A 20,134-nucleotide genomic window follows, 5' to 3' on the forward strand; every position below is an offset into this window, starting at 1 on the left:
ACTGTCATTAGTGCTTTACATTGTATTGGTTGCGGGGGCCGGATTTGAACCGACGACCTTCGGGTTATGAGCCCGACGAGCTACCAAGCTGCTCCACCCCGCGTCCGCGTAACTATCTTTACTGCTTAACAATGTATTGGTTGCGGGGGCCGGATTTGAACCGACGACCTTCGGGTTATGAGCCCGACGAGCTACCAGGCTGCTCCACCCCGCGTCCGTGGATGCGCACTATACTCCTCATGGGATCTGATGCAACCCATTTTTTAGAAAAACCGTAAAAAAACCGTGGTCTGCTGAATTTTCCGGCGGTTTTTGTTTTTTTATGTAAATCCCCCGGACAGGCACGGCGGATGATTTAATTATCCGGCTCCCTCTGCTATCTTCGCCTCAGACAATTCAGTAAAGGCAGCATAATGAAAGGAAACTGGGCAAAATATGCAGTGACGGGGGTCATTCTGGCCATTTTAGCCGGATGTTCATCAAAACCTACCGATCGCGGTCAGCAGTATAAGGATGGCAAGCTCGATCAGCCGTTTGCATTAGTTAACCAGCCTAATGCAAAAGGCGCACCGGTAAACGCCCGTGATTTTGCTGAGCAGGTCCGGCAAATTCAGCTCGCTTCCGGCGGGTTGTTTAACCGTAACCGTGCTACTTATCTGGCTATTGAGAACTGGCTGACATCCGGTGGCAATACCCGTCAGTTACGTCAATTTGGCGTGGATGCCTGGCAGATGGAAGGCACAGATAATTACGGCAACGTGCAATTTACCGGGTATTACACTCCGGTCATCGAAGCCCGTTATACAAGACAGGGCGAATTTCAGTATCCTATTTACCGGATGCCGCCGCGCAAACGTGGTCATAAGTTACCCAGCCGTGCCGAAATTTATAACGGTGCGCTTGATTCACGTTACGTGATTGCCTGGAGTAATTCTTTAATCGATAACTTTATGATGGATGTACAGGGCAGCGGTTATGTCGATTTTGGTGATGGCCGTCCACTGACATTCTTTGGTTACGGCGGGAAGAATGGCTGGGCCTATCATAGTATTGGCAAAGAACTGATCGATCGCGGTGAAGTAAAACGCGAAGATATGTCAATGCAGGCAATCCGTGAATGGGCACAGAATCATTCTTATCAGGATGTTCGTGCATTGCTGGAGACCAATGCCTCTTTTGTATTCTTCAGGCCTGAAGAGTACACCCCTGTTCGCGGGGCCAGCGCCGTTCCTCTGGTTGCTAAAGCCTCGGTAGCTTCAGATCGTTCACTGATCCCGCCGGGCACAGTACTGTTAGCTGAAATTCCACAGTTAAATAATCAGGGCAAGTTTAACGGGACTTATCAGATGCGGCTGATGGTAGCTCTGGATGTTGGTGGCGCTATTAAAGGACAGCATTTTGATATTTATCAGGGGATTGGGCCGGATGCCGCACATCTTGCTGGTTTTTATAATCACTATGGACGGGTTTGGGTGTTAAAATCTGCGCCCGGGTCAGGACTGCTGACCCGTTAATTGTCAGGGCCTCCTGCGGGAGGCTATAAAGAGTGTGGTGGCCGGAGCGAAATAGCGCTCCGGTAATGAATTAAATAGAAGAGGAACTATGCCGGAAGTTACCGATAGCTGGCGCCAGCGTTTTGGCGGTACAGGACGTCTGTATGGTCAGCAGGCGCTAAATAATTTTGCTGCGGCCCGTTTTTGTGTCGTGGGTATTGGTGGCGTAGGTTCATGGGCTGCAGAAGCACTGGCCCGTACCGGTATAGGTAGTCTGACATTAATTGATATGGATGATGTTTGTGTCACCAATACCAACCGGCAAATCCACGCTTTGCGTGGTACTGTCGGGCAATCCAAAACTGAGGTGATGGCTGAGCGCATTCGTCAGATAAACCCGGAATGTGAGGTTATCTGTGTGGATGATTTTGTCACCCCGGAAAATGTTGCTGCTCTGATAGGAACAGGCTTTGATTATGTGATTGATGCCATCGACAGTGTCAGGCCGAAAGCCGCACTGCTGGCATACTGCCGCCGGTACAAAATCCCGCTGGTTACTACAGGTGGAGCAGGTGGGCAAATCGACCCGACACAAATCTCAGTGGCCGATTTGGCAAAAACTATTCAGGATCCGCTGGCGGCTAAGTTACGTGAGCGTCTGAAGTCAGACTATTCGGTGGTAAAAAACAGTAAGGGCAAGCTGGGGATTGATTGTGTCTTTTCCACTGAAGCACTGGTTTATCCACAACCCGACGGTACGGTATGTGCTTCACGCAGTACCGCTGAAGGGCCAAAGCGTATGGACTGTGAGTCAGGGTTTGGTTCAGCGACTATGGTGACCGCCAGCTTTGGTTTTATCGCCGCATCCCATGCCTTAAAGAAATATCTCGCACGTAAGCAACGTCAGAGTGCTACATCAGCCCTCTGACGAAACTCTCCTGCCGCTTATAGCTCTGCCGCCCGTCTGATGGCGGCAGCCAGTGCATCCAGACCACTGCTGCGGCTGGTGCTCAATTGCTGTTTTAGCCCAAGTTTCTCAAAAATAGCCAGCGGTTCCTGATTGAGGATCTCGCTGGCTGTTTTCCCTTCGTTGATGGTCAGCAGGATAGCCAGTAAACCCTTAACAATTCGGCCTTCGCTGTCACCGTAAAAATGCAGGCGGCCATCCGTCAGTTTCTCACAGCCCAGCCAGACACGGTTTTCGCACCCGGAGATTTCGATCTCAGGCTGTTTCAGAGCGTCCGGGAGTGGCGGAAGTTGCCGGCTCAACATAATCAATTGCCGGTAACGTTCTTCCCAGTGCTGAAACCCTGAGAATTGCTGTAGTAGCATTGCTTCCGTTATCTCTGTTCCAAACGGATGAGGCGCAATTATTTCTTTCATAACGTTACTCACTTAGCATCAGAACAGCTGTGCTGACTGCATGGATCAGGGCGTCGACATCCTGCTGATTGTTATAGGGGGCAAAGGAAGCCCGCAGCGTACCACTGATATTCAGCGCGGCCATTAATGGCTGAGCACAGTGTTGTCCGGCACGCAGAGCAATATTTTGTTCAGCCAGTAATGCCACCAGATCCGCAGGGTGGATGCCATCGATAGTGAACGACAGCAGAGGCGCAGAGTGCTGACGGAAGCTACGAAATCCGGGAAGGGTGGATAGTCGGTTTTCGGCGTCATTCGCCAGCGACTGACTCCACAGCTCTGCTTCCGGCAGATTCACTGCAGCTAAAAAATCCAGAGTGGCATTAAAGCCATAAACTCCGGCTATATTCGGGGTGCCGGCTTCAAATCCCCAGGGCGCAGTACGCGGGGTAAAGCCCTCAAAGCTGACCTCATCGATCATCTTTCCTCCTCCCATCCATGGAGTCATTTCGCTGAGCCGTTCTTCACGGGCAAACAACACCCCAAGGCCGGTCGGGCCGTACATTTTATGGCAGGAAAACAGATAAAAGTCGGCAGCCAGTTGCTGTAAATCTGGCGGTTGATGCACCACGCCTTGCGCTCCGTCTACCAGAACTTTGACTCCGGCGGCATGAGCCAGCGAAATGATCTTTTCTAAATCAGGCATCACCCCGGTGACATTAGACATCTGGCTGACCGCCAGCAAGCGTGTCCGTGATGTAAGCAGATCCGGCAACAGGTCATAACGTGGTAACCCCTGTGAAGTAACCGGCCATTTAACCACCTCTGCACCCCGTTGACGGGCGATCATCAGCCATGGCAGCAGGTTGGCATGATGTTCCATTTCGCTAACCAGAATCTTATCTCCAGGCTGCAACTGCTGGCTAAGCCAGCTGTTGGCGACCATATTAACTGATTCGGTGGCTCCGCGGGTCCAGATGATTTGCCGTGCAGCCCCTGCGTTAAGTAAATCAGCGACCTGCTGGCGGGTATTTTCATATATTTCGGTCAGCCGTTGAGCCCGCGCATGCTGGCTACGGTGAACAGTCCCGGCAGTCTGATAAAATTCCGAGGTGGCCTCTGTCATTGCCCGCGGCTTCAGGGCTGTGGCCGCACTGTCCAGATAGATCTCCTGGCTGTTCAACGCAGGGAACTGGCGGCGAAATTCCGCAGGGTTAAAACCATTCATAACATACTCGTGTCTGATAAATTTAAGATAAGCCTGAAAATGCACCAGTTTGCTGGCAGGTTATCTGCTTTGTCATATGCTTTTATAAGCAGACTGTCAGCAGATAATCGCATAAGGCAGTTGTTACTGCGAAACTGACAGGCCGCGTCATTCAATGATGACTGACAGTGTAAGATACCCTTATTAAGGAGATAATAAATGAAAAAGCCTATCGCAGCAGCTTTCGTTGTTTCAGCACTGATGTTTACCCTGGTGGGTTGTTCTTCAAATTATGTTCTGCACACCAATGACGGCCGTACTCTGGTTGCCCAGGGGAAACCAACGGTGGATGATGATACCGGCATGATGGTTTACAAAGACAGTAATGGCAACAAACAACAGATTAACCGCTCTGACGTCAAAGATATGACCGAAGTCGGCCAGTAAGTTGTAACAGCCGCTGTGCCGACAGCGGCTGACTGTTTCCCTCCCGGCTACTTATGCGCCGCGGGGGGACCCGCTATCTTTGTTGACTGGTGTATGTCCTGAACTCAGCCGTTCTTCCTTCCTTGCGCTTCCTGTTTTTACGACAATGGCCTGTCTTGTTTATGCTTTTTTTGCATTAACTAAATCTATCCAAACTGACAAAATGTCATCACGCAAACGATTGGCCTGCAGCATTAGCCGGGTTAACTGCACAAGTACCGGGTGATGGTTTTATGGTAGTGATATATGCTGTCATATGAATTTTTGGCAAAAAAAAACACCGCATATAGCGGTGCTGTAAAAAATATAAACTATGGACAGACAGGGTATATCACAGGAAATTAAGCAGGTCTGAAAAACAGACCAAATGCAAACACAACATCACCACCCAAAGCCAAAAGTCTCAGATACCCAAAGGAATAAGACACTTTCCGTTCCGGCTCAGGAAGTGGCGCAACTATAGGTATTTGCTGGAGCTTCCTCAATGGACAATTTATAATGCTTCGGATTAATAAAACTAATACCGAAGCCTGTTACGCTTTCGGTACCCCTTAGGTCTGTGAGTCTGAAGAATGTTATGTCAAAACGTCTGCCACCACTCAATGCGCTGAAAGTTTTTGATGCCGCTGCACGGCATTTGAGTTTTACCCGTGCTGCTGAGGAGTTGTTTGTTACTCAGGCAGCAGTAAGCCACCAGATCAAGTCACTGGAGGACTTTCTGGGGTTGAAACTTTTTCGCCGCCGTAACCGTTCATTATTGCTGACCGAAGAAGGTCAGAGCTATTCGCTGGATATCAAAGAAATTTTCGCATCGTTAAATGATGCCACCCGCAAACTACAGGCACGAAGTGCTAAAGGTGCATTAACTGTCAGTCTGCTACCCAGTTTCGCTATTCAGTGGCTGGTTCCGCGCCTTTCCAGTTTTAACCAGGATTGCCCCGGGATTGATGTCCGAATCCAGGCGGTAGACAGGGAAGAGGATAAATTGTCTGATGATGTGGATGTTGCGATATTTTATGGCCGCGGTAACTGGCCCGGCTTGCGCGTCGAAAAACTCTATGCAGAGTATCTGTTACCCGTCTGTTCTCCGGCTTTGCTGACCGGTGAGCATTCGCTTAAGAGCCCGGCGGATTTAACCAGTTTTACCCTGTTGCATGATGCATCGCGACGTGACTGGCAAACCTATACCCGTCAGTTGGGGCTGAGCGGGGTGAATGTGCAGCAGGGCCCGATTTTCAGCCATTCGTCGATGGTTTTGCAGGCAGCAATTCATGGGCAAGGGATCGCTCTGGCGAATAATGTTATGGTGCAGAGCGAAATTGAGAGCGGGCGGTTAATCTGTCCGTTTAATGATGTTTTAGCCAGTCAGAATGCTTTTTATCTGGTTTGTCATGACAGTCAGGCAGATCTGGGTAAAATAGCCGCTTTCCGGCAATGGATTCTGGCCAGGGCTGCCAGCGAGCAGGAAAAGTTTCGTTTCCGGTATGATTAATTCTCGCAGTAATGGCCTGAGGGCAGGATGAGGAGCAGGTGATGTCCAGCCGTACCATGTTTATTTTTGTGGCTGTCAGTGGTTTTCTGCTGGTAGCTTTTGGGGCATTTGGTGCCCATGTATTAAGTAAAACTCTGGGAAATAATGAAATGGCCTGGATTCATACCGGGTTGGAATACCAGGCGTACCATACCCTGGCGATTCTCGGTCTGGCTGCGGCGATGTTGCGCAGAGCCAATATCTGGTTTTACTGGAGTGCTGCGATGCTGGCGCTGGGAACCGTGTTGTTCAGCGGCAGCCTGTATTGTCTGGCATTGTCCCACCTGAAATTTTTAGTGTTTATTACGCCTGTCGGAGGACTCTGTTTCCTGGCGGGATGGTTTTTGATGTTGATTGGCGCTCTGCGTCTGAAACGAAGGGCGAGCAGCCATGAATAAAGTATTATTATATTGTCGGTCTGGTTTTGAAAAAGAGTGTGCGGCGGAAATTACCGCGCGTGCGACAAAATTGCAGGTGTTTGGTTTTGCCAGAGTGAAAGACAACTCCGGTTATGTCATCTTTGAATGCTATCAGTATGAAGATGCCGATAAACTGATCCGGGAGATCCCTTTTCAGTCACTGATATTTGCCCGACAGATGATTGTGGTGGGTGAACTACTGCGCGACCTGCCACAGGAAGACCGTATTTCGCCGATAGTCGGAATGCTGACCGGAGCCGTGGAAAAGGGCGGTGATCTGCGGGTTGAAGTCCCGGATACTAATGAAGCGAAAGAACTGCTGAAATTTTGCCGTAAGTTTACGGTGCCGCTGCGTGCGGCATTACGACAAAATGGTATTTTGCTTAATTATGAAAGCAATAAACGCCCGGTAGTACATGTATTCTTTATTGCTTCCGGAACCTGCTATGTCGGATATTCTTATCCGGACAATAACTCACCTCTGTTTATGGGCATTCCCCGGCTGAAGTTCCCGTCAGATGCGCCAAGCCGTTCTACGCTGAAACTCGAAGAAGCGTTCCACGTGTTTGTACCGGCGGATGAATGGGATGAGCGGCTGGCCAGTGGTATGTATGCCGTGGACCTGGGAGCTTGCCCGGGTGGCTGGACTTATCAACTGGTGAAACGCAGTATGATGGTGTATGCCGTGGATAATGGCCCGATGGCGCCGGCACTGATGGATACCGGGCAGGTCATGCATCACCGTGAAGATGGTTTTAAATTCCGCCCGCCAAAATCAAATATCAGCTGGCTGGTGTGCGATATGGTAGAAAAACCGGTCCGGGTAGCGTCACTGATGACAGAATGGCTGGTGAATGGCTGGTGCCGTGACGCGATTTTTAACCTGAAACTGCCAATGAAGAAACGCTATGAGGAAGTTTCACAAAACCTGGAAATGATTGAACAGGCGCTGACTGCTGGTGGTGTTAATGCTCAGATTCAGGCACGGCAGTTATATCACGACAGAGAAGAAGTGACGGTACATATCCGTCGTATCTGGAGTGCTCACGCTGGGCGGCTGGATGAGCGCGGGTAACCCCGCGACTTACTGGCTTTCCGGCAGATAACGCAAACTTTTCAGATTGCCCTGCAAACTCAGCCCGGCAGAGAGCCGGGAGACCTGACGTGACAGCAGGGCCATTTCTCTGGCCCCACGTAATTTTTTCTGCCACTTTTCCGGGACCTGATCCAACTGTTCAAATAACTGCTCCAGAGTCTGGAACCGGCCGATTAACTCGCTGGCACTTTTGGGTCCGATACCGGCAACCCCCGGGATTTTGCTACTACTTATCCCACACAATCCCCAGTAATCAGGCAGTTGCCGGGGAGCTACGCCATACTCCTCACGAATAAAAGGAACGTCGAGCCAGCGCTTCTGAAAATAGTCGCGCAAACGGATCTCCGGAGCCAGTAACTGGCAATAACCCTTATCGGTAGAAACAATGGTCGCCTGATGTCCGGCCTGTGACATCTTGCAGGCCAGAGTGGCAGCCAGATCATCAGCTTCATCTTCTCCGGCTTGCCAGCAGTGAACTCCACACTGTTCAAATATTTGCTGCAGTTCAGGCATTATCTGGCGTAACTGTTCAGGCATTTCCGGGCGTCCTGCTTTGTAACCAGGCAACAGCTCATGCCGCCAGCCCTGGCGCTGAAGGGGATTATCGAACACAGCCACAACGTGGGTTGGCTGGCTGTGTTGCAGCAACTGGTGAGTGGCCGCACGTACCCCTCTGGCGCACTGATCTCCCTGCACGGCATGAATTCGTCGGATAAGGTTTAAAGCATCAATAATTAACAGATGATATGTCATAAAAGCCGGAAAAAGTGATTACGGGGCAATCAGCTGATGAAAAGAGCGCCGGCCAGTTTAAGTGGCCGGCAAACGATGATATCAGAGGATAATTTCGTAGCAGGGTTCATAAGCACTGCCCGGTAATTTCATCCGGTGCTGAGCAATGAAGCCCTGCAACAGAGCATCCATCCGTTGCATAATATCGGCATCACCATGAATTTTAAATGGTCCGTGTGCCCGAATTTCCCGAATTCCGGAGTCTTTCACATTTCCGGCGACAATACCTGAGAACATGCGACGCAGATCCGCTGCCAGTTTGTCCTTAGGCTGATCTTTATGCAGGTTCAGCGCAGTCATATTGGCATGAGTTGGCTGGAACGGCAGTTGCAGTTCAGGTTCAATGCGCAATGACCAGTTGAAACTGTAGGCATCTCCTGTCTGGCGACGGTACTCTTTCACTGCCGGCATCGCCTGTTTAATGGCTTTAGCCACCGCCGGAGCATCATCAATAATGATCTGGTAATGCCTGGTGGCTTCTTCCCCCAGTGTGTTTACAATAAAATCATCCAGCACACGGAAATAGTCTGCACTTTCCTGAGGTCCGGTAAGGATTAACGGTAACACCTGATGCTGGTTGGCCGGATGCATCAGAATCCCCAGCAGATACAACAGTTCTTCCGCAGTACCCACACCGCCAGGAAAAATGATGATGCCATGAGCAATCCTCACAAACGCTTCCAGGCGTTTTTCGATATCCGGCATGATAATCAGCTCGTTTACCAGCGGGTTAGGGGGCTCAGCGGCAATAATTGAGGGTTCGGTCAGGCCGATAAATCTGCCTTCGCGATAACGTTGCTGCGCGTGGCCAACTGCTGCACCTTTCATGGGTGCTTCCATAACTCCGGGTCCGCAGCCGGTACAAATATTCAGTTCACGCAGACCTAGCTGGGTACCGACATCACGACAGTACTGATATTCAACTGCATTAACAGAGTGCCCACCCCAGCACACCACATTATTCGGTAACTCGCCGATATGCAGAGCCCTGGCATTACGCAGGATGGAAAACACCAGGTTAGTAATAAAAGCTGAATCTTCTGAATGGGGATCACGAAAAGGTTGAGAGTTATTCAGTTGTCCGGTAACAAACAGGATATCACGCAGCACAGCGAACAGATTGGCCTGCAGTGAACGGATAATTTGCCCGTCAACAAAAGCATCTTCCGGCGGGTTGATTAATTCCAGTTTCACACCGCGTTCGCGGCGTAACACATTAATGTCAAAGTCACCGAAGCGCGATAACAGCTGCTGGCTGTTATCAGTCAGGCTTCCGGAGTTCAGTACGGCCAGCGAGCAGTTACGGAACAGTTGGTATAAATCACTGCTGGCGGTTCTTTTCAGCATATCCACTTCCATCTGGGAAAGCAGATCCATTGCCCCGAGCGGGCTGATATGTGTAATCAAAAGAACTCCTTACTCCCCATGGGGAACTGCTGCATCACACAGCGGCTGTACGAAGAATTGCCGTGACGCCGGCTCCCTGTCCGGCTATCTGTCTGAGAGCCGGGTTCTCTAAGTATCGTTATAGTCTGAATTTTAACAAGGTTTATCCGTGCGGATTCTGTACTCAGACAGCACCGGTCACCGTGGCTACCTGTGTGACAAGGTTACCGGTCAGTTGTTGCGGATGTATCCGTATCCTCTGCCAGCCGGAACGGGGGAATTCAGGCATGGCAGAGCCAGAGGTAATCTTACTGACGTGCCAAACGCGCGGTCGGGGCGTCAAAACGGACGTTGCTACGCCATGGATTAATGTCCAGGCCACCGCGACGTGTATAACGTGCATACACGGTCAGCTCTTCAGGCTGGCAGAACTTAAGCAGATCACAAAATATGCGTTCCACACATTGCTCATGAAATTCGTTATGTTGCCGAAAAGAGAGCAGATAACGCAGTAATGCTTCGCGGCGAATACGCGGTCCGCGATAGCGGATCATCACAGAACCCCAGTCTGGCTGAGAGGTGATCAGGCAGTTCGATTTCAGCAAATGGCTAACCAGAGTCTCTTCTACCGACTCTGGTTCGGTAGCACCTGACAGTAAATTATTATCGAAACTGTAATTATCAACCGTGACTGGCAGTGAATCGATACACTCTCCTTTGAAGGATCCTATTGGCTGACCTTCAAATTCGTCCAGACTGTGCAGGGTGATTTTGACCGTGCCCTGAGCGCAGGCTGCAAGATCCTGCTCAAGCGTTTGCCTGACCGAATCCCTGTCAGCAAATTTTGTCTGATTAAAGCTGTTGAGATACAGTTTAAAACTTTTAGATTCAATCAGGTTAATACTGGTGGCGCTGAGAGCCATATGGCCGATAGCGACCTGGGGAACTCCCAGAGAATTCAGCCATGACAGTTCATATAAGGTCCACAGATCTTCTCCGTGAAACGGCAGATTATCATCGTGCAGGTTCAGTGCATCGCGGTTAAGACTACGTGGTACCGGCTGTAACAGCTGCGGTGCATAATGCTCAGTATAAGTAGTTTGTTTCCCGAGGGTCAGCCCTTCGAGCGCCTGGTGATGGTCATAATGATTCATAACAGTACCGCTGGTAAAATAGAGTTGTGCTCAGTGTACCCGATCAGAAGTGAGAAAATGAATGATGCAGCAAACCTTAGAGGCCATGAGGCAGTTTAGTCGCCGTTATTGTGAGGAGTGGCAACAGCAAACCGGCCATTTGCCCTACAGTACTGAGCTGTATGGTATTGATTCACCGTGTGAAGTTAGCCGGGACGCACAGGGAGTTTACTGGCAGCCGCAACCTTTTAGTCTGCCTCCATCTCTGGATGCGGTAGAACGCGGCCTGGAGATTAGCCTGCAACCGGCGGTCACGGGATGGTATACCGCTCAGTTCGCCGGAGATATGCAGGCGGAATGGTTTGGTATGCCTGTGACTCTGTTGCAGGTATGGAATGAAGAAGATTTCAGTCGTGTTCAGGAAAATCTGATTGGTCATCTGGTGATGAAACGACGTCTGAAGCAGAGCCCAACCTTATTTATTGCCGCCACCGACCATGACACCGAAATTATTTCGATATGCAATCTGAGCGGTGAAGTCATCAGAGAGGCGCTTGGTACAAAAAAACGTGAAGTTTTGTCTGAAACTGTCGATGATTTTCTTAACAAATTAGCTGTTGTTGTAACGAAATAGCCCATTTTATCCCGATTAAGGCGTAAGAGATCACTTACTTTATATGTAAGAGATCAAAAAACAGACTTTGATCCGGTAAATTGCGTTATATATAAAACCTTATTTTTTCAGTGGTTTAATTAAAAGTTATTGAAATATATAGATAAATCGGATTTTTTCAGTGAAAATTGTGTTGCGAAAAATAGCAACTCTGCCAGAATAGCTTTCACGGGCAGGAAGCCAGGGATGATTAGGTTTTCAGGATGAAAACAACCCAGGGAGGGTGGTGTTTTTACAGGATGTAAGACACCGCAAGGTGAGTTAAGGAAAAACTAGCCTGCTCTGATAAAGGGCGAATAACACCTCCGCAGGAGGGACAATTGCTGTAGTGGATGTATAGCACCTCAGTGGACCAGATTGCAGTCAGGATGACATTGCTAATGCTGAATAAGTCCAGTGAATTGCAGGGAGCACTAATGTAGCCGGATTGCTGCGAACAGATTGGGAGTACTGTTTTTTACAGTACTCCCTTTTTTTATCTCCTCACTTTTATCCGATGCAATGTTATGCTGGCGCGGTTTTTATCAGTATTCAGGAGATACCTGTGACATCGCACCCGATTATTCAGCAGCGGCTGACTCAGCTGGAGCAGATTCTGCGTGACCATCAGTTATGGCAGCAGGAAGCCCCGGAACCACAAGCCCTGAACAGCGACCAGCCTTTCTGTCTGGATAAGCTGCACCCGTTGGAATGGCTACAATGGGTGTTGATTCCTCGTCTGACGGCCATGGTCGATGCCGGCGAAGATTTACCCGTCAATATGGTAGTCACTCCTTATTTTGAAATGGCACTGGAGCCGCATCTTAGTGTCCGCCCTGTATTATTAGTGACCTTAAGCCAGCTTGACGGTCTGTTTGCACAAGAATCTGTTTAATGCTTGAAATTATCTATCAGGATCAATGGCTGGTTGCGGTGAATAAACCAGCAGGGATGTTGGTTCACCGCAGCTGGCTGGATCGCCATGAAACCCGCTTTGTTATGCAGACTCTGCGTGATCAGCTGGACCAGCACGTCTTTACCGTTCACCGGCTGGATCGTCCCACTTCCGGAGTATTGCTGTTTGCGTTGTCTGCAGATACTGCCAGACTGTTGTCCCAGCAATTTGAACAACATCAGATGCAGAAGACATACCATGCTATCGTGCGTGGCTGGCTTAATGAGGAAGGAGTCCTCGATTATCCTTTGATGGAAGAGCTGGATAAAATCGCTGATAAACATTCACAGGCCCCGCGTGAAGCTCAACCGGCGGTGACCGGCTATCAGCCACTGGCACACGCAGAGTTGCCGGTGCCGGTCGGCCGTTACGATAGTTGTCGTTACACACTAATGGAACTCAGCCCGCGTACTGGCAGGAAACATCAGCTGCGCCGGCATATGTCTCATCTCAGGCATCCTATCATCGGTGACAGCAGGCACGGTGATTTACGACAAAATCGCGGCGCAGCCGAACACTTTGGCTGCAAACGGCTGATGTTACACGCCAGCCGTCTGGAGTTGACTCATCCTGTCACCGGCGAAATATTGCAGTTGCAGGCCGGACCCGATAGTGTCTGGCTACAGGCTTTTGAGCACTTTGGCTGGCAGGCGTTACTGTCAAAATTACCCGCCGCAACATACGCTGAGCAGGGAAACAGCAGTGACCCTGAGCACACAGAGGAAAGTTAATGGCTAATATCGGAATTTATGTAGGCACTGTTTATGGTAACGCATTGCTGGTGGCTGAAGAGGCAGAGCCGTTGCTGGTCGGGGCCGGTCATCAGGTACAAATCTTTGAGGAGCCTGAGCTGAGTCAGTGGCTGGATGAGAGCATTAATATCCGGTTGATTATTACCTCTACCACAGGCCAGGGAGAGTTTCCTGAATCGATCGCCGGACTGTTTTATTCGATAAAAGAAACGCTGGGTTATCAGCCTTCCATCCGCTACGGCATCATTGCTCTGGGCGATAGCAGCTACGAGAATTTCTCTGCGGCGGGCCTGTCTTTTGATGAGCTTCTTCAGGAACACCAGGCACAACGCATCGGTGACGTTCTGCTGATTGATGCCGGTGAGCATCCGGAACCCGAGGAAGTTGCCTTGCCCTGGATTGAACAGTGGGCCAGCCTGCTGTAGCCCACGACCAGCCAAAGCGATGGCTACTCCTTAGCCAGCCAGTGGTTTCCTGCCACCAGTACCTTTTCGGTTTCATCAAGCAGTTCAAAGATCTCCGGTTCCAGTTGCCGGGGATCAGGCTCCTGGCGTAATGCCTCTTCCAGCCTTCTGCAACATTGCTGCAACTGTGGTACACCGCAATAAGCGCAGCTGCCATGCAGTTTGTGTACCTGATGCAAAATATTCTGATGAGACTCAGGTAGCAGTGGCCCGTTAAGTGCCTGCTGTACGCCGGGCAACGAATTCAGCAGCATTTGTAACATCTCTTTTGCCAGCTCAGTTTTTCCGGCAACACGCTGCAGGGCCAGTGGCCAGTCAATGACGCTGGCTGGCGAGGGTGAAATTTTTTCTGGTTGCTGCCGGGCATAACGGGATAACAGCCGGTAGAGAATTTTTTCATTGACCGGTTTAGCCAGTGACTCATTCATTCCGGATGCCAAAAATTGCTGTTGTTGCTTTTCCACAGGAAAAGCGGTGACAGCGATGACAGGAGTGTGTTTATGCAAAGGCAATTCACGGATTTGTGTACTGGCCTGTAAACCATCGATCTCCGGCATCTGAACATCCATCAGAATCACATCCAGAGGCTGCTGGCATGCCACCGCAATAGCCTCTTTAGCACTCTTACACAATATGCAGTGAGTCACCTGATCTTTAAGCAGTGCGCCAATCAGTTTCAGGTTAGCCGCGTTGTCATCCACCGCTAATACGGTGAGCGGCAGGCGAGGGGGAGCAATCAGCGGTATCTCCTGTCGGGCCGGAATTGGCTGTTGTCGCAGTGCCAGTATGATTTGGTGAAGCGTCAGGGGTTTTACTATGACCCACATCCCTTCCCGTTTGAGTTTTTCGGCATTGAGCATCAGCGTGGCCGGCAGCAGCATAATAATATGCCGGGCATGTTGATAAAGTATCTCTCTGAGACGGGAAGAGAGGAGTTGCTGTGGCGTCAGGTCGGCGGGGACCGCATATATCAGCCAGTCAGCCTGCTTAGCAGGCAGTTGCTGCAACGTCTGAAAATGTTGTACCTGCCATGGCAACCCACTCAGTGCGATACTACCATCACAGGCTGCTTGCGGATGAGATTCAACATAACAGAGACGTTGGCCACCGACTGCAGGTGACTCAGTGGCTGCTGCCGGGATTTGCGGACTGAGAGGCAGTGTCAGCAAAACCGTGAATATTGTGCCCTGCGGGTAATGATGGCTGACTTCAATAGAACCTGCCATTTCATGTACCAACTGACGGGTAATTTCCAGCCCCAGACCTGTGCCGCCATGACGACGTGAGATACTGGCATCAGCCTGGCTGAATGCATCAAAAATTCGTTCCTTTTGTTCTCCGGTAATGCCAATGCCAGTATCACTTACCTGTAATTGCAAAGTGATCTCACCAGACTGTTGATGAAGGAGTGAAATTACTACTCTGACTGTTCCGTTGGCGGTGAATTTGATGGCATTGTCGATCAAATTAATGAATATTTGCCGGAAACGCAGCGGGTCACCGATCAGGTTATCGGGCAGTTGCGGGTCAATACTGACAGTCAGTTCCAGCCCTTTATCATGAGCGGCAGGAGCCAGAAGCCTCAGTGTTTCATCGAAGGTTGAACGTAACGGAAACGGAATCGATTCCAGCGTCAGCCGTCCTGCTTCGAGTTTTGAAAAATCCAGTACATCGTTAATGATAGTCAGCAAATGACCGGCTGAACGCTCGATGGTTTGCAGATAATCGCGTTGTGTCTCATCCAGTGGCGTTTTGAGTAACTGACGGCTGAAACCGATCACGCCGTTAAGCGGGGTACGTAATTCATGCGACATTGTTGCCAGAAACTCAGATTTTACCCGTACTACCTGCTGTGCTCTTTTGTTCGCCAGATCCAGCTCCACATTACGAATTTCCAGTTGTTCCAGAGTTTCCCGTAAATCTGAGGTCGCCTGACTGATGCTTTCCTGCATCTCTTCATGATATTCACCCAGAGAGGCAGCCATTCCGTTAATCCCTTTTTGCAGCAGGCTGAGCTCACCAGGAACAGTACCGGTGACTCTGCTACTCAGATGGCCGCGACCAATCCGGTCAACAGTCAGAGCCATTTTACGAATGGGGATTGTGATATCACGACTTAAGCGCCAGGCAATCAGTAATGCGGCGCCCAGACTGGTTAACAGTAATAACGCAGAAATAAAAATCTCCTGGTACTGCTCCAACTGGATAGCCCGTAAATCGAGTTCAATGGCCACATAGCCAAGGATATTCTTCTCTTTTCTGCCACTTTCCGGTGGTGATTTTTCCGTATCATGCCCCTCAGAAATTATCGGGGTACGTAAGATGGCTAAGTTTCCCTGACGGATCATAACAACACCGTCAGTGAATGGGGTGGTGTGGTCGCTCATCATCAGTGCCGTGTTTTGATTTCTGTTCGAACTGACATACAGCTGTTTTTGGTTGTCGAACACGGTAATGGCACGGACAATAGAAGAATGGCGTCGGTGCAACAGACTGACCAGATTTCGAATCGCATCTTTGTCATAATAGGTCATGCCGTATTCGCAGGAGACCGCCAGAGGTTCTATGATATTAGTACCCGCAAATAACAGCTGGCGTTGCAATTCACTATAACGATGAACGACAAACCAGGAACTCATTAACAGACCAAGGGCTAAGGTCGGCGCCAGAGTCAGCAGGATCATCCGCGCGCGCAGGCTAAGTTTAGTCATAATTTTTACGGTTGATGTGTTCCATCCGCTCCCTGAAATTTGCCGGTCTTTGGCCCGGCAGCTGTTGGGCAATGTGTAATATTAAGAGAATAAATAACTGATGGTGCAATTTTACTCGTCTGCAAAGCGTACCCGCCCGCAAAAAGAGCTGGAGGTTACCATTGATGAACTCGATCCTTTTGGTCAGGGAGTCGCCCGCCATCAGGGAAAAACGTTGTTTGTCAGTGGGGCGCTACCGGGGGAAAAAGTCCGCGTGACGGTACTGGAAGATAAGCGTCAGTTTTCCCGGGGCAAAGCGACCCGTTTGTTGAGCAAGAGTCCACAGCGTGTTGCACCACGATGTCAGCACTTTGGTGTTTGTGGAGGTTGTCAGCAACAACATGCAACCGAAGAGCTGCAACAACAAAGTAAAGCCCGGGCACTGCAACGTATGCTGAGTCAGTCTACTGGTCAGAATATCACCGTTGAAAAAATTATCAGTGCCGATGAATGGCATTATCGCCGTCGGGCCCGTCTGAGTTTACGGTGGAATAAGCAGCAGCAACAACTGGACATGGGGTTTCGCAAAAATGGCAGCAATGACATCGTTAATATCAGCCAGTGCCCTGTACTGGTGCAACCACTGACACAGTTACTACCGGAACTGCGCCAATGTTTAACTGAATTACAGGGTGTTCGTCAGTTGGGACACCTTGAGCTGGTTCAGGCAGATAACACGACTGTGCTGGTATTGCGTCATCTGAAACCATTTTCTGTCGCAGATTTAGCAAAACTGGAACGATTTTCGCAGAGTCATCAACTGACATTGTTTTTTGCTGCTGACAGTGACACTCTGCAACATATTTGTGGAGAAATGCCTTATTATCAGTCGCATAACCTTAAATTGTCGTTCAGTCCTCAGGATTTTATTCAGGTCAATGACAAGGTCAACCAACAGATGGTGGCGACAGCCATCGACTGGCTGGCACTGCAGCCAGGCGATCGGGTATTAGATCTGTTTTGTGGTATGGGTAATTTCACCCTGCCATTAGGAAAATTTGTAGAAAATGTGGTTGGTGTGGAAGGGGTTGCAGCTTTAGTCCGGCAGGCAGCGTATAATGCGCAGGATAATGATTTGCAGAATGTCACATTCTTCCAGCACGATTTAGAGCAGGATGTGGCTGAGCAGTCCTGGGCAACACAAGGATTCAGCAAGATATTACTCGACCCGGCCAGAGCCGGCGCGGCAGGAATAATGTCACATATCATCGCTCTGGCACCTGAGCGAATTGTGTATGTTTCCTGTAACCCTGCAACACTGGCGCGTGACAGCGAGCCACTGTTGGCGGCAGGGTATACTCCGCAACGGGTTGCAATGCTGGATATGTTTCCCCACACCAGCCATCTGGAATCAATGGTGCTGTTTAGCAGAACCTAAACGACCTGACTGGTCGTCATGCAGGAGAAGTTATGGTTGCGGTAAGAAGTGCGCATATGAATACGGCGGGGGAATTTGCCCTCGAACAGTGGATCGCCAGTCTCGGGATTGCCAATGAGCAGTCCTGTCAGCGTCTGGCGGACTGCTGGCGTTATTGCGAAACGGAAACCAGCCACCATCCGCTTCAACCCATGCTGCTGTGGCGTGGTATTGAGATGGTTGAAATTCTGACTGAACTCAGTATGGACAACGATACGTTACGGGCGGCGTTATTATTCCCGCTGGCAAACGAGAATGTCGTCACTGAAGAGCAGTTAGAAGAGCGTTTTGGCAAAGGGATCGTTTCGCTGGTACATGGTGTGCGTGATATGGATGCCATCCGCCAGCTAAAAGCCACACATAATGACTCCATGGCTTCAGAGCAGGTGGATAATGTTCGCCGCATGCTGCTTGCCATGGTGGAAGATTTCCGTTGTGTGGTCATTAAACTGGCCGAACGGGTCGCACATCTGCGGGAAATGAAAGACGCCCCGGAAGATGAACGGGTTCTTGCCGCTAAAGAGAGTACCAATATTTATGCTCCTCTGGCCAACCGACTGGGTATTGGTCAGCTGAAATGGGAGCTGGAAGATTACTGCTTCCGTTACCTTCACCCGGATGAATATAAGCGTATTGCCAAACTGCTGCATGAGCGGCGGATTGACCGTGAACAGTATATTGAGAATTTCGTCGACAGCCTGCGCCAGGAAATAGCCCGCGAAGGTGTGCGTGCCGAAGTTTATGGCCGGCCAAAGCACATTTACAGCATCTGGCGTAAGATGCAGAAAAAATCGCTCTCTTTCGATGAACTGTTCGATGTGCGTGCGGTACGAATTGTGGCTGACCGGCTTCAGGATTGTTACGGTGCATTGGGGATTGTTCACACCCTTTACCGGCATCTGCCCAGTGAATTCGATGATTACGTAGCTAACCCGAAACCTAATGGTTACCAGTCAATTCATACTGTCGTGTTGGGCCCTAAGGGAAAAACAGTAGAGATTCAGATCCGAACCCGGCAAATGCATGAAGATGCTGAACTGGGGGTTGCGGCACACTGGAAATACAAAGAAGGTCCGGGGATTACCAGTGCACGCGGAGCCGCGGGGCATGAGGAGCGGATAGCCTGGTTACGCCGTCTGATCGCCTGGCAGGAAGAAATGGCGGACAGTGGTGAAATGCTGGAAGAGGTCCGCAGCCAGGTGTTTGATGACCGGGTGTATGTGTTTACCCCGAAAGGCGATGTTATCGATTTACCGGCAGGCTCGACACCACTGGATTTTGCTTATCACATTCACAGTGATATTGGTCATCGTTGTATTGGTGCCAAAATCAGCGGGCGAATTGTGCCTTTCACCTATCAGTTGCAAATGGGTGACCAGGTCGAAGTCATTACCCAGAAACAACCAAACCCAAGCAGGGACTGGCTGAATCCCAATCTGGGATATATCACAACCAGTCGTGGCCGGGCAAAAGTTCATGCGTGGTTCCGTAAACAGGACAGGGACAAAAATATCCTTGCCGGACGGCAGATTCTTGACAGCGAGCTGAGCCATATGGATATCAGCCTTAAAGAGGCGGAAAAGCTGCTGTTGCCTCGTTATAACATGACTTCAATGGATGAAGTGCTTGCTGCGATTGGTGGCGGTGATATTCGTCTTAACCAGATGGTTAATTTCCTGCAAGGAAAACTGAATAAGCCGACTGCCGAAGAAGAAGACCGTATTGCGTTACGTCAGTTAACCCAGAAAAGCCACAACCCTCAGCACGCGCACAAAGAGAGTGGGCGGGTGGTGGTAGAAGGGGTGGGCAACCTGATGCACCATATTGCCCGTTGCTGTCAGCCAATTCCGGGCGATGATATCGTCGGATTTATCACTCAGGGGCGGGGGATTTCAATTCACCGTGCTGACTGTGATCAACTGGCAGAACTGATGAATCATGCTCCTGAACGTATTGTCGATGCTGTCTGGGGAGAAAGTTACTCCAGTGGTTATTCGCTGGTAGTCAGGGTAGTTGCGAACGACCGTAGTGGTTTGCTGCGTGATATCACTACCATTCTGGCCAATGAAAAGGTGAATGTACTGGGTGTGTCCAGTCACAGCGATACCAAAAAGCAGCTGGCAACTATCGATATGGACATTGAAATTTATAACCAGCAGGTACTGGGGCGGATTCTGGCACGTCTGAACCAGGTTCCGGACATTATCGACGCCAAACGCCGTCATTAACCTGTCACAGT

18 protein-coding genes and 2 tRNA genes are annotated in these 20,134 nt (G+C 50.0%); 12 read left to right on the plus strand and 8 right to left on the minus strand.

The features are described 5' to 3' along the window. Positions 1–26: 26 nt before the first annotated feature. Both A7K98_RS04615 and A7K98_RS04620 read right to left on the minus strand, forming a co-directional pair. Positions 27–103, minus strand: a tRNA-Met gene (locus tag A7K98_RS04615). Between the two features lie 34 nt (positions 104–137). Then, positions 138–214: transfer RNA gene (locus tag A7K98_RS04620), tRNA-Met, on the minus strand. 199 nt (positions 215–413) lie between these two features. On the opposite strand from A7K98_RS04620, the gene mltA reads away from it, so the two are divergent. Both mltA and tcdA read left to right on the plus strand, forming a co-directional pair. After that, on the plus strand, positions 414–1,514 hold the full coding sequence (gene mltA / locus A7K98_RS04625) for a murein transglycosylase A (RefSeq protein WP_087487517.1): 1,101 nt from the start codon (positions 414–416) through the stop codon (positions 1,512–1,514). A gap of 88 nt (positions 1,515–1,602) precedes the next feature. Beyond that, complete coding sequence (tcdA, locus tag A7K98_RS04630; RefSeq protein WP_087487518.1) at positions 1,603–2,421, plus strand: tRNA cyclic N6-threonylcarbamoyladenosine(37) synthase TcdA; 819 nt, start codon at positions 1,603–1,605, stop codon at positions 2,419–2,421. A 17-nt stretch (positions 2,422–2,438) separates the two neighbouring features. Here the strand turns inward: tcdA and csdE are convergent, their stop codons facing one another. Continuing rightward, on the minus strand, positions 2,439–2,876 hold the full coding sequence (csdE, locus tag A7K98_RS04635; protein WP_087487519.1) for a cysteine desulfurase sulfur acceptor subunit CsdE: 438 nt from the start codon (positions 2,874–2,876) through the stop codon (positions 2,439–2,441). A gap of 4 nt (positions 2,877–2,880) precedes the next feature. Then, a complete protein-coding gene (csdA, locus tag A7K98_RS04640; RefSeq protein WP_087487520.1) occupies positions 2,881–4,083 on the minus strand; it encodes a cysteine desulfurase CsdA in 1,203 nt (400 codons plus the stop codon). 198 nt (positions 4,084–4,281) lie between these two features. On the opposite strand from csdA, the gene A7K98_RS04645 reads away from it, so the two are divergent. From A7K98_RS04645 to rlmM, 4 genes are all read left to right on the plus strand, one after another. Next, positions 4,282–4,509, plus strand: a complete 228-nt coding sequence (locus tag A7K98_RS04645) for a YgdI/YgdR family lipoprotein (protein ID WP_087487521.1) — start codon at positions 4,282–4,284, stop codon at positions 4,507–4,509. Between the two features lie 616 nt (positions 4,510–5,125). Further along, positions 5,126–6,040 (plus strand): transcriptional regulator GcvA, encoded by a 915-nt coding sequence (locus A7K98_RS04650; RefSeq protein WP_087487522.1) that lies wholly within the window; start codon positions 5,126–5,128, stop codon positions 6,038–6,040. 41 nt (positions 6,041–6,081) lie between these two features. Beyond that, positions 6,082–6,477 carry a DUF423 domain-containing protein gene (locus A7K98_RS04655; RefSeq protein WP_087487523.1) on the plus strand — a complete coding sequence of 132 codons (396 nt, stop codon included), beginning with the start codon at positions 6,082–6,084 and terminating at the stop codon, positions 6,475–6,477. Further along, positions 6,470–7,573, plus strand: a complete 1,104-nt coding sequence (gene rlmM / locus A7K98_RS04660) for a 23S rRNA (cytidine(2498)-2'-O)-methyltransferase RlmM (protein WP_087493473.1) — start codon at positions 6,470–6,472, stop codon at positions 7,571–7,573. The genes A7K98_RS04655 and rlmM overlap by 8 nt, the downstream gene beginning before the upstream one ends. Before the next feature lie 9 nt (positions 7,574–7,582). On the opposite strand, the gene xni is transcribed toward rlmM, so the two are convergent. From xni to queF, 3 genes are all read right to left on the minus strand, one after another. After that, on the minus strand, positions 7,583–8,347 hold the full coding sequence (gene xni / locus A7K98_RS04665; RefSeq protein WP_087487525.1) for a flap endonuclease Xni: 765 nt from the start codon (positions 8,345–8,347) through the stop codon (positions 7,583–7,585). A gap of 81 nt (positions 8,348–8,428) precedes the next feature. Beyond that, positions 8,429–9,793, minus strand: a complete 1,365-nt coding sequence (ppnN, locus tag A7K98_RS04670; protein ID WP_087487526.1) for a nucleotide 5'-monophosphate nucleosidase PpnN — start codon at positions 9,791–9,793, stop codon at positions 8,429–8,431. Positions 9,794–10,080: 287 nt separating this feature from the next. Next, positions 10,081–10,926: an NADPH-dependent 7-cyano-7-deazaguanine reductase QueF gene (gene queF / locus A7K98_RS04675; RefSeq protein WP_087487527.1), complete on the minus strand. Its 846-nt coding sequence runs from the start codon at positions 10,924–10,926 to the stop codon at positions 10,081–10,083. Between the two features lie 61 nt (positions 10,927–10,987). On the opposite strand from queF, the gene syd reads away from it, so the two are divergent. The 4 genes from syd (at position 10,988) to A7K98_RS04695 (ending at position 13,689) form a co-directional block, all read left to right on the plus strand. Then, positions 10,988–11,539, plus strand: coding sequence for a SecY-interacting protein (gene syd / locus A7K98_RS04680; RefSeq protein ID WP_087487528.1), 552 nt, complete (start codon positions 10,988–10,990; stop codon positions 11,537–11,539). Positions 11,540–12,122: 583 nt separating this feature from the next. After that, the gene (locus tag A7K98_RS04685; RefSeq protein ID WP_087487529.1) at positions 12,123–12,452 is read left to right on the plus strand and encodes a YqcC family protein; all 330 of its coding nucleotides are present in this window, start codon (positions 12,123–12,125) and stop codon (positions 12,450–12,452) included. Beyond that, positions 12,452–13,243 (plus strand): tRNA pseudouridine(65) synthase TruC, encoded by a 792-nt coding sequence (gene truC / locus A7K98_RS04690; protein WP_087487530.1) that lies wholly within the window; start codon positions 12,452–12,454, stop codon positions 13,241–13,243. Before A7K98_RS04685 ends, truC begins: the two co-directional genes overlap by 1 nt. Continuing rightward, complete coding sequence (locus tag A7K98_RS04695) at positions 13,243–13,689, plus strand: flavodoxin (protein WP_087487531.1); 447 nt, start codon at positions 13,243–13,245, stop codon at positions 13,687–13,689. Before truC ends, A7K98_RS04695 begins: the two co-directional genes overlap by 1 nt. A gap of 23 nt (positions 13,690–13,712) precedes the next feature. Here A7K98_RS04695 and barA read toward each other — a convergent pair whose 3' ends face one another. Then, a complete protein-coding gene (gene barA / locus A7K98_RS04700) occupies positions 13,713–16,439 on the minus strand; it encodes a two-component sensor histidine kinase BarA (protein WP_087487532.1) in 2,727 nt (908 codons plus the stop codon). Between the two features lie 100 nt (positions 16,440–16,539). Between barA and rlmD the strand changes: the two genes are divergently transcribed. Together rlmD and relA are read left to right on the plus strand one after the other, a co-directional pair. Next, positions 16,540–17,856 (plus strand): 23S rRNA (uracil(1939)-C(5))-methyltransferase RlmD, encoded by a 1,317-nt coding sequence (gene rlmD, locus A7K98_RS04705; protein ID WP_087487533.1) that lies wholly within the window; start codon positions 16,540–16,542, stop codon positions 17,854–17,856. A 32-nt stretch (positions 17,857–17,888) separates the two neighbouring features. Continuing rightward, complete coding sequence (gene relA / locus A7K98_RS04710; protein ID WP_087493474.1) at positions 17,889–20,123, plus strand: GTP diphosphokinase; 2,235 nt, start codon at positions 17,889–17,891, stop codon at positions 20,121–20,123. Positions 20,124–20,134: the final 11 nt, after the last annotated feature.

The sequence above is a fragment of the Tatumella citrea genome, assembly GCF_002163585.1.
GTDB lineage: Bacteria > Pseudomonadota > Gammaproteobacteria > Enterobacterales > Enterobacteriaceae > Tatumella > Tatumella citrea.

Excerpts from the sequence above, each read along its gene's own strand:
- mltA (WP_087487517.1), top strand. The coding sequence starts at position 414 with ATGAAAGGAAACTGGGCAAAATATGCAGTGACGGGGGTCATTCTGGCC.
- tcdA (WP_087487518.1), top strand. The coding sequence starts at position 1,603 with ATGCCGGAAGTTACCGATAGCTGGCGCCAGCGTTTTGGCGGTACAGGA.
- csdE (WP_087487519.1), bottom strand. The coding sequence starts at position 2,876 with ATGAAAGAAATAATTGCGCCTCATCCGTTTGGAACAGAGATAACGGAA.
- csdA (WP_087487520.1), bottom strand. The coding sequence starts at position 4,083 with ATGAATGGTTTTAACCCTGCGGAATTTCGCCGCCAGTTCCCTGCGTTG.
- A7K98_RS04645 (WP_087487521.1), top strand. The coding sequence starts at position 4,282 with ATGAAAAAGCCTATCGCAGCAGCTTTCGTTGTTTCAGCACTGATGTTT.
- A7K98_RS04650 (WP_087487522.1), top strand. The coding sequence starts at position 5,126 with ATGTCAAAACGTCTGCCACCACTCAATGCGCTGAAAGTTTTTGATGCC.
- A7K98_RS04655 (WP_087487523.1), top strand. The coding sequence starts at position 6,082 with ATGTCCAGCCGTACCATGTTTATTTTTGTGGCTGTCAGTGGTTTTCTG.
- rlmM (WP_087493473.1), top strand. The coding sequence starts at position 6,470 with ATGAATAAAGTATTATTATATTGTCGGTCTGGTTTTGAAAAAGAGTGT.
- xni (WP_087487525.1), bottom strand. The coding sequence starts at position 8,347 with ATGACATATCATCTGTTAATTATTGATGCTTTAAACCTTATCCGACGA.
- queF (WP_087487527.1), bottom strand. The coding sequence starts at position 10,926 with ATGAATCATTATGACCATCACCAGGCGCTCGAAGGGCTGACCCTCGGG.
- syd (WP_087487528.1), top strand. The coding sequence starts at position 10,988 with ATGATGCAGCAAACCTTAGAGGCCATGAGGCAGTTTAGTCGCCGTTAT.
- truC (WP_087487530.1), top strand. The coding sequence starts at position 12,452 with ATGCTTGAAATTATCTATCAGGATCAATGGCTGGTTGCGGTGAATAAA.
- A7K98_RS04695 (WP_087487531.1), top strand. The coding sequence starts at position 13,243 with ATGGCTAATATCGGAATTTATGTAGGCACTGTTTATGGTAACGCATTG.
- barA (WP_087487532.1), bottom strand. The coding sequence starts at position 16,439 with ATGACTAAACTTAGCCTGCGCGCGCGGATGATCCTGCTGACTCTGGCG.
- rlmD (WP_087487533.1), top strand. The coding sequence starts at position 16,540 with ATGGTGCAATTTTACTCGTCTGCAAAGCGTACCCGCCCGCAAAAAGAG.
- relA (WP_087493474.1), top strand. The coding sequence starts at position 17,889 with ATGGTTGCGGTAAGAAGTGCGCATATGAATACGGCGGGGGAATTTGCC.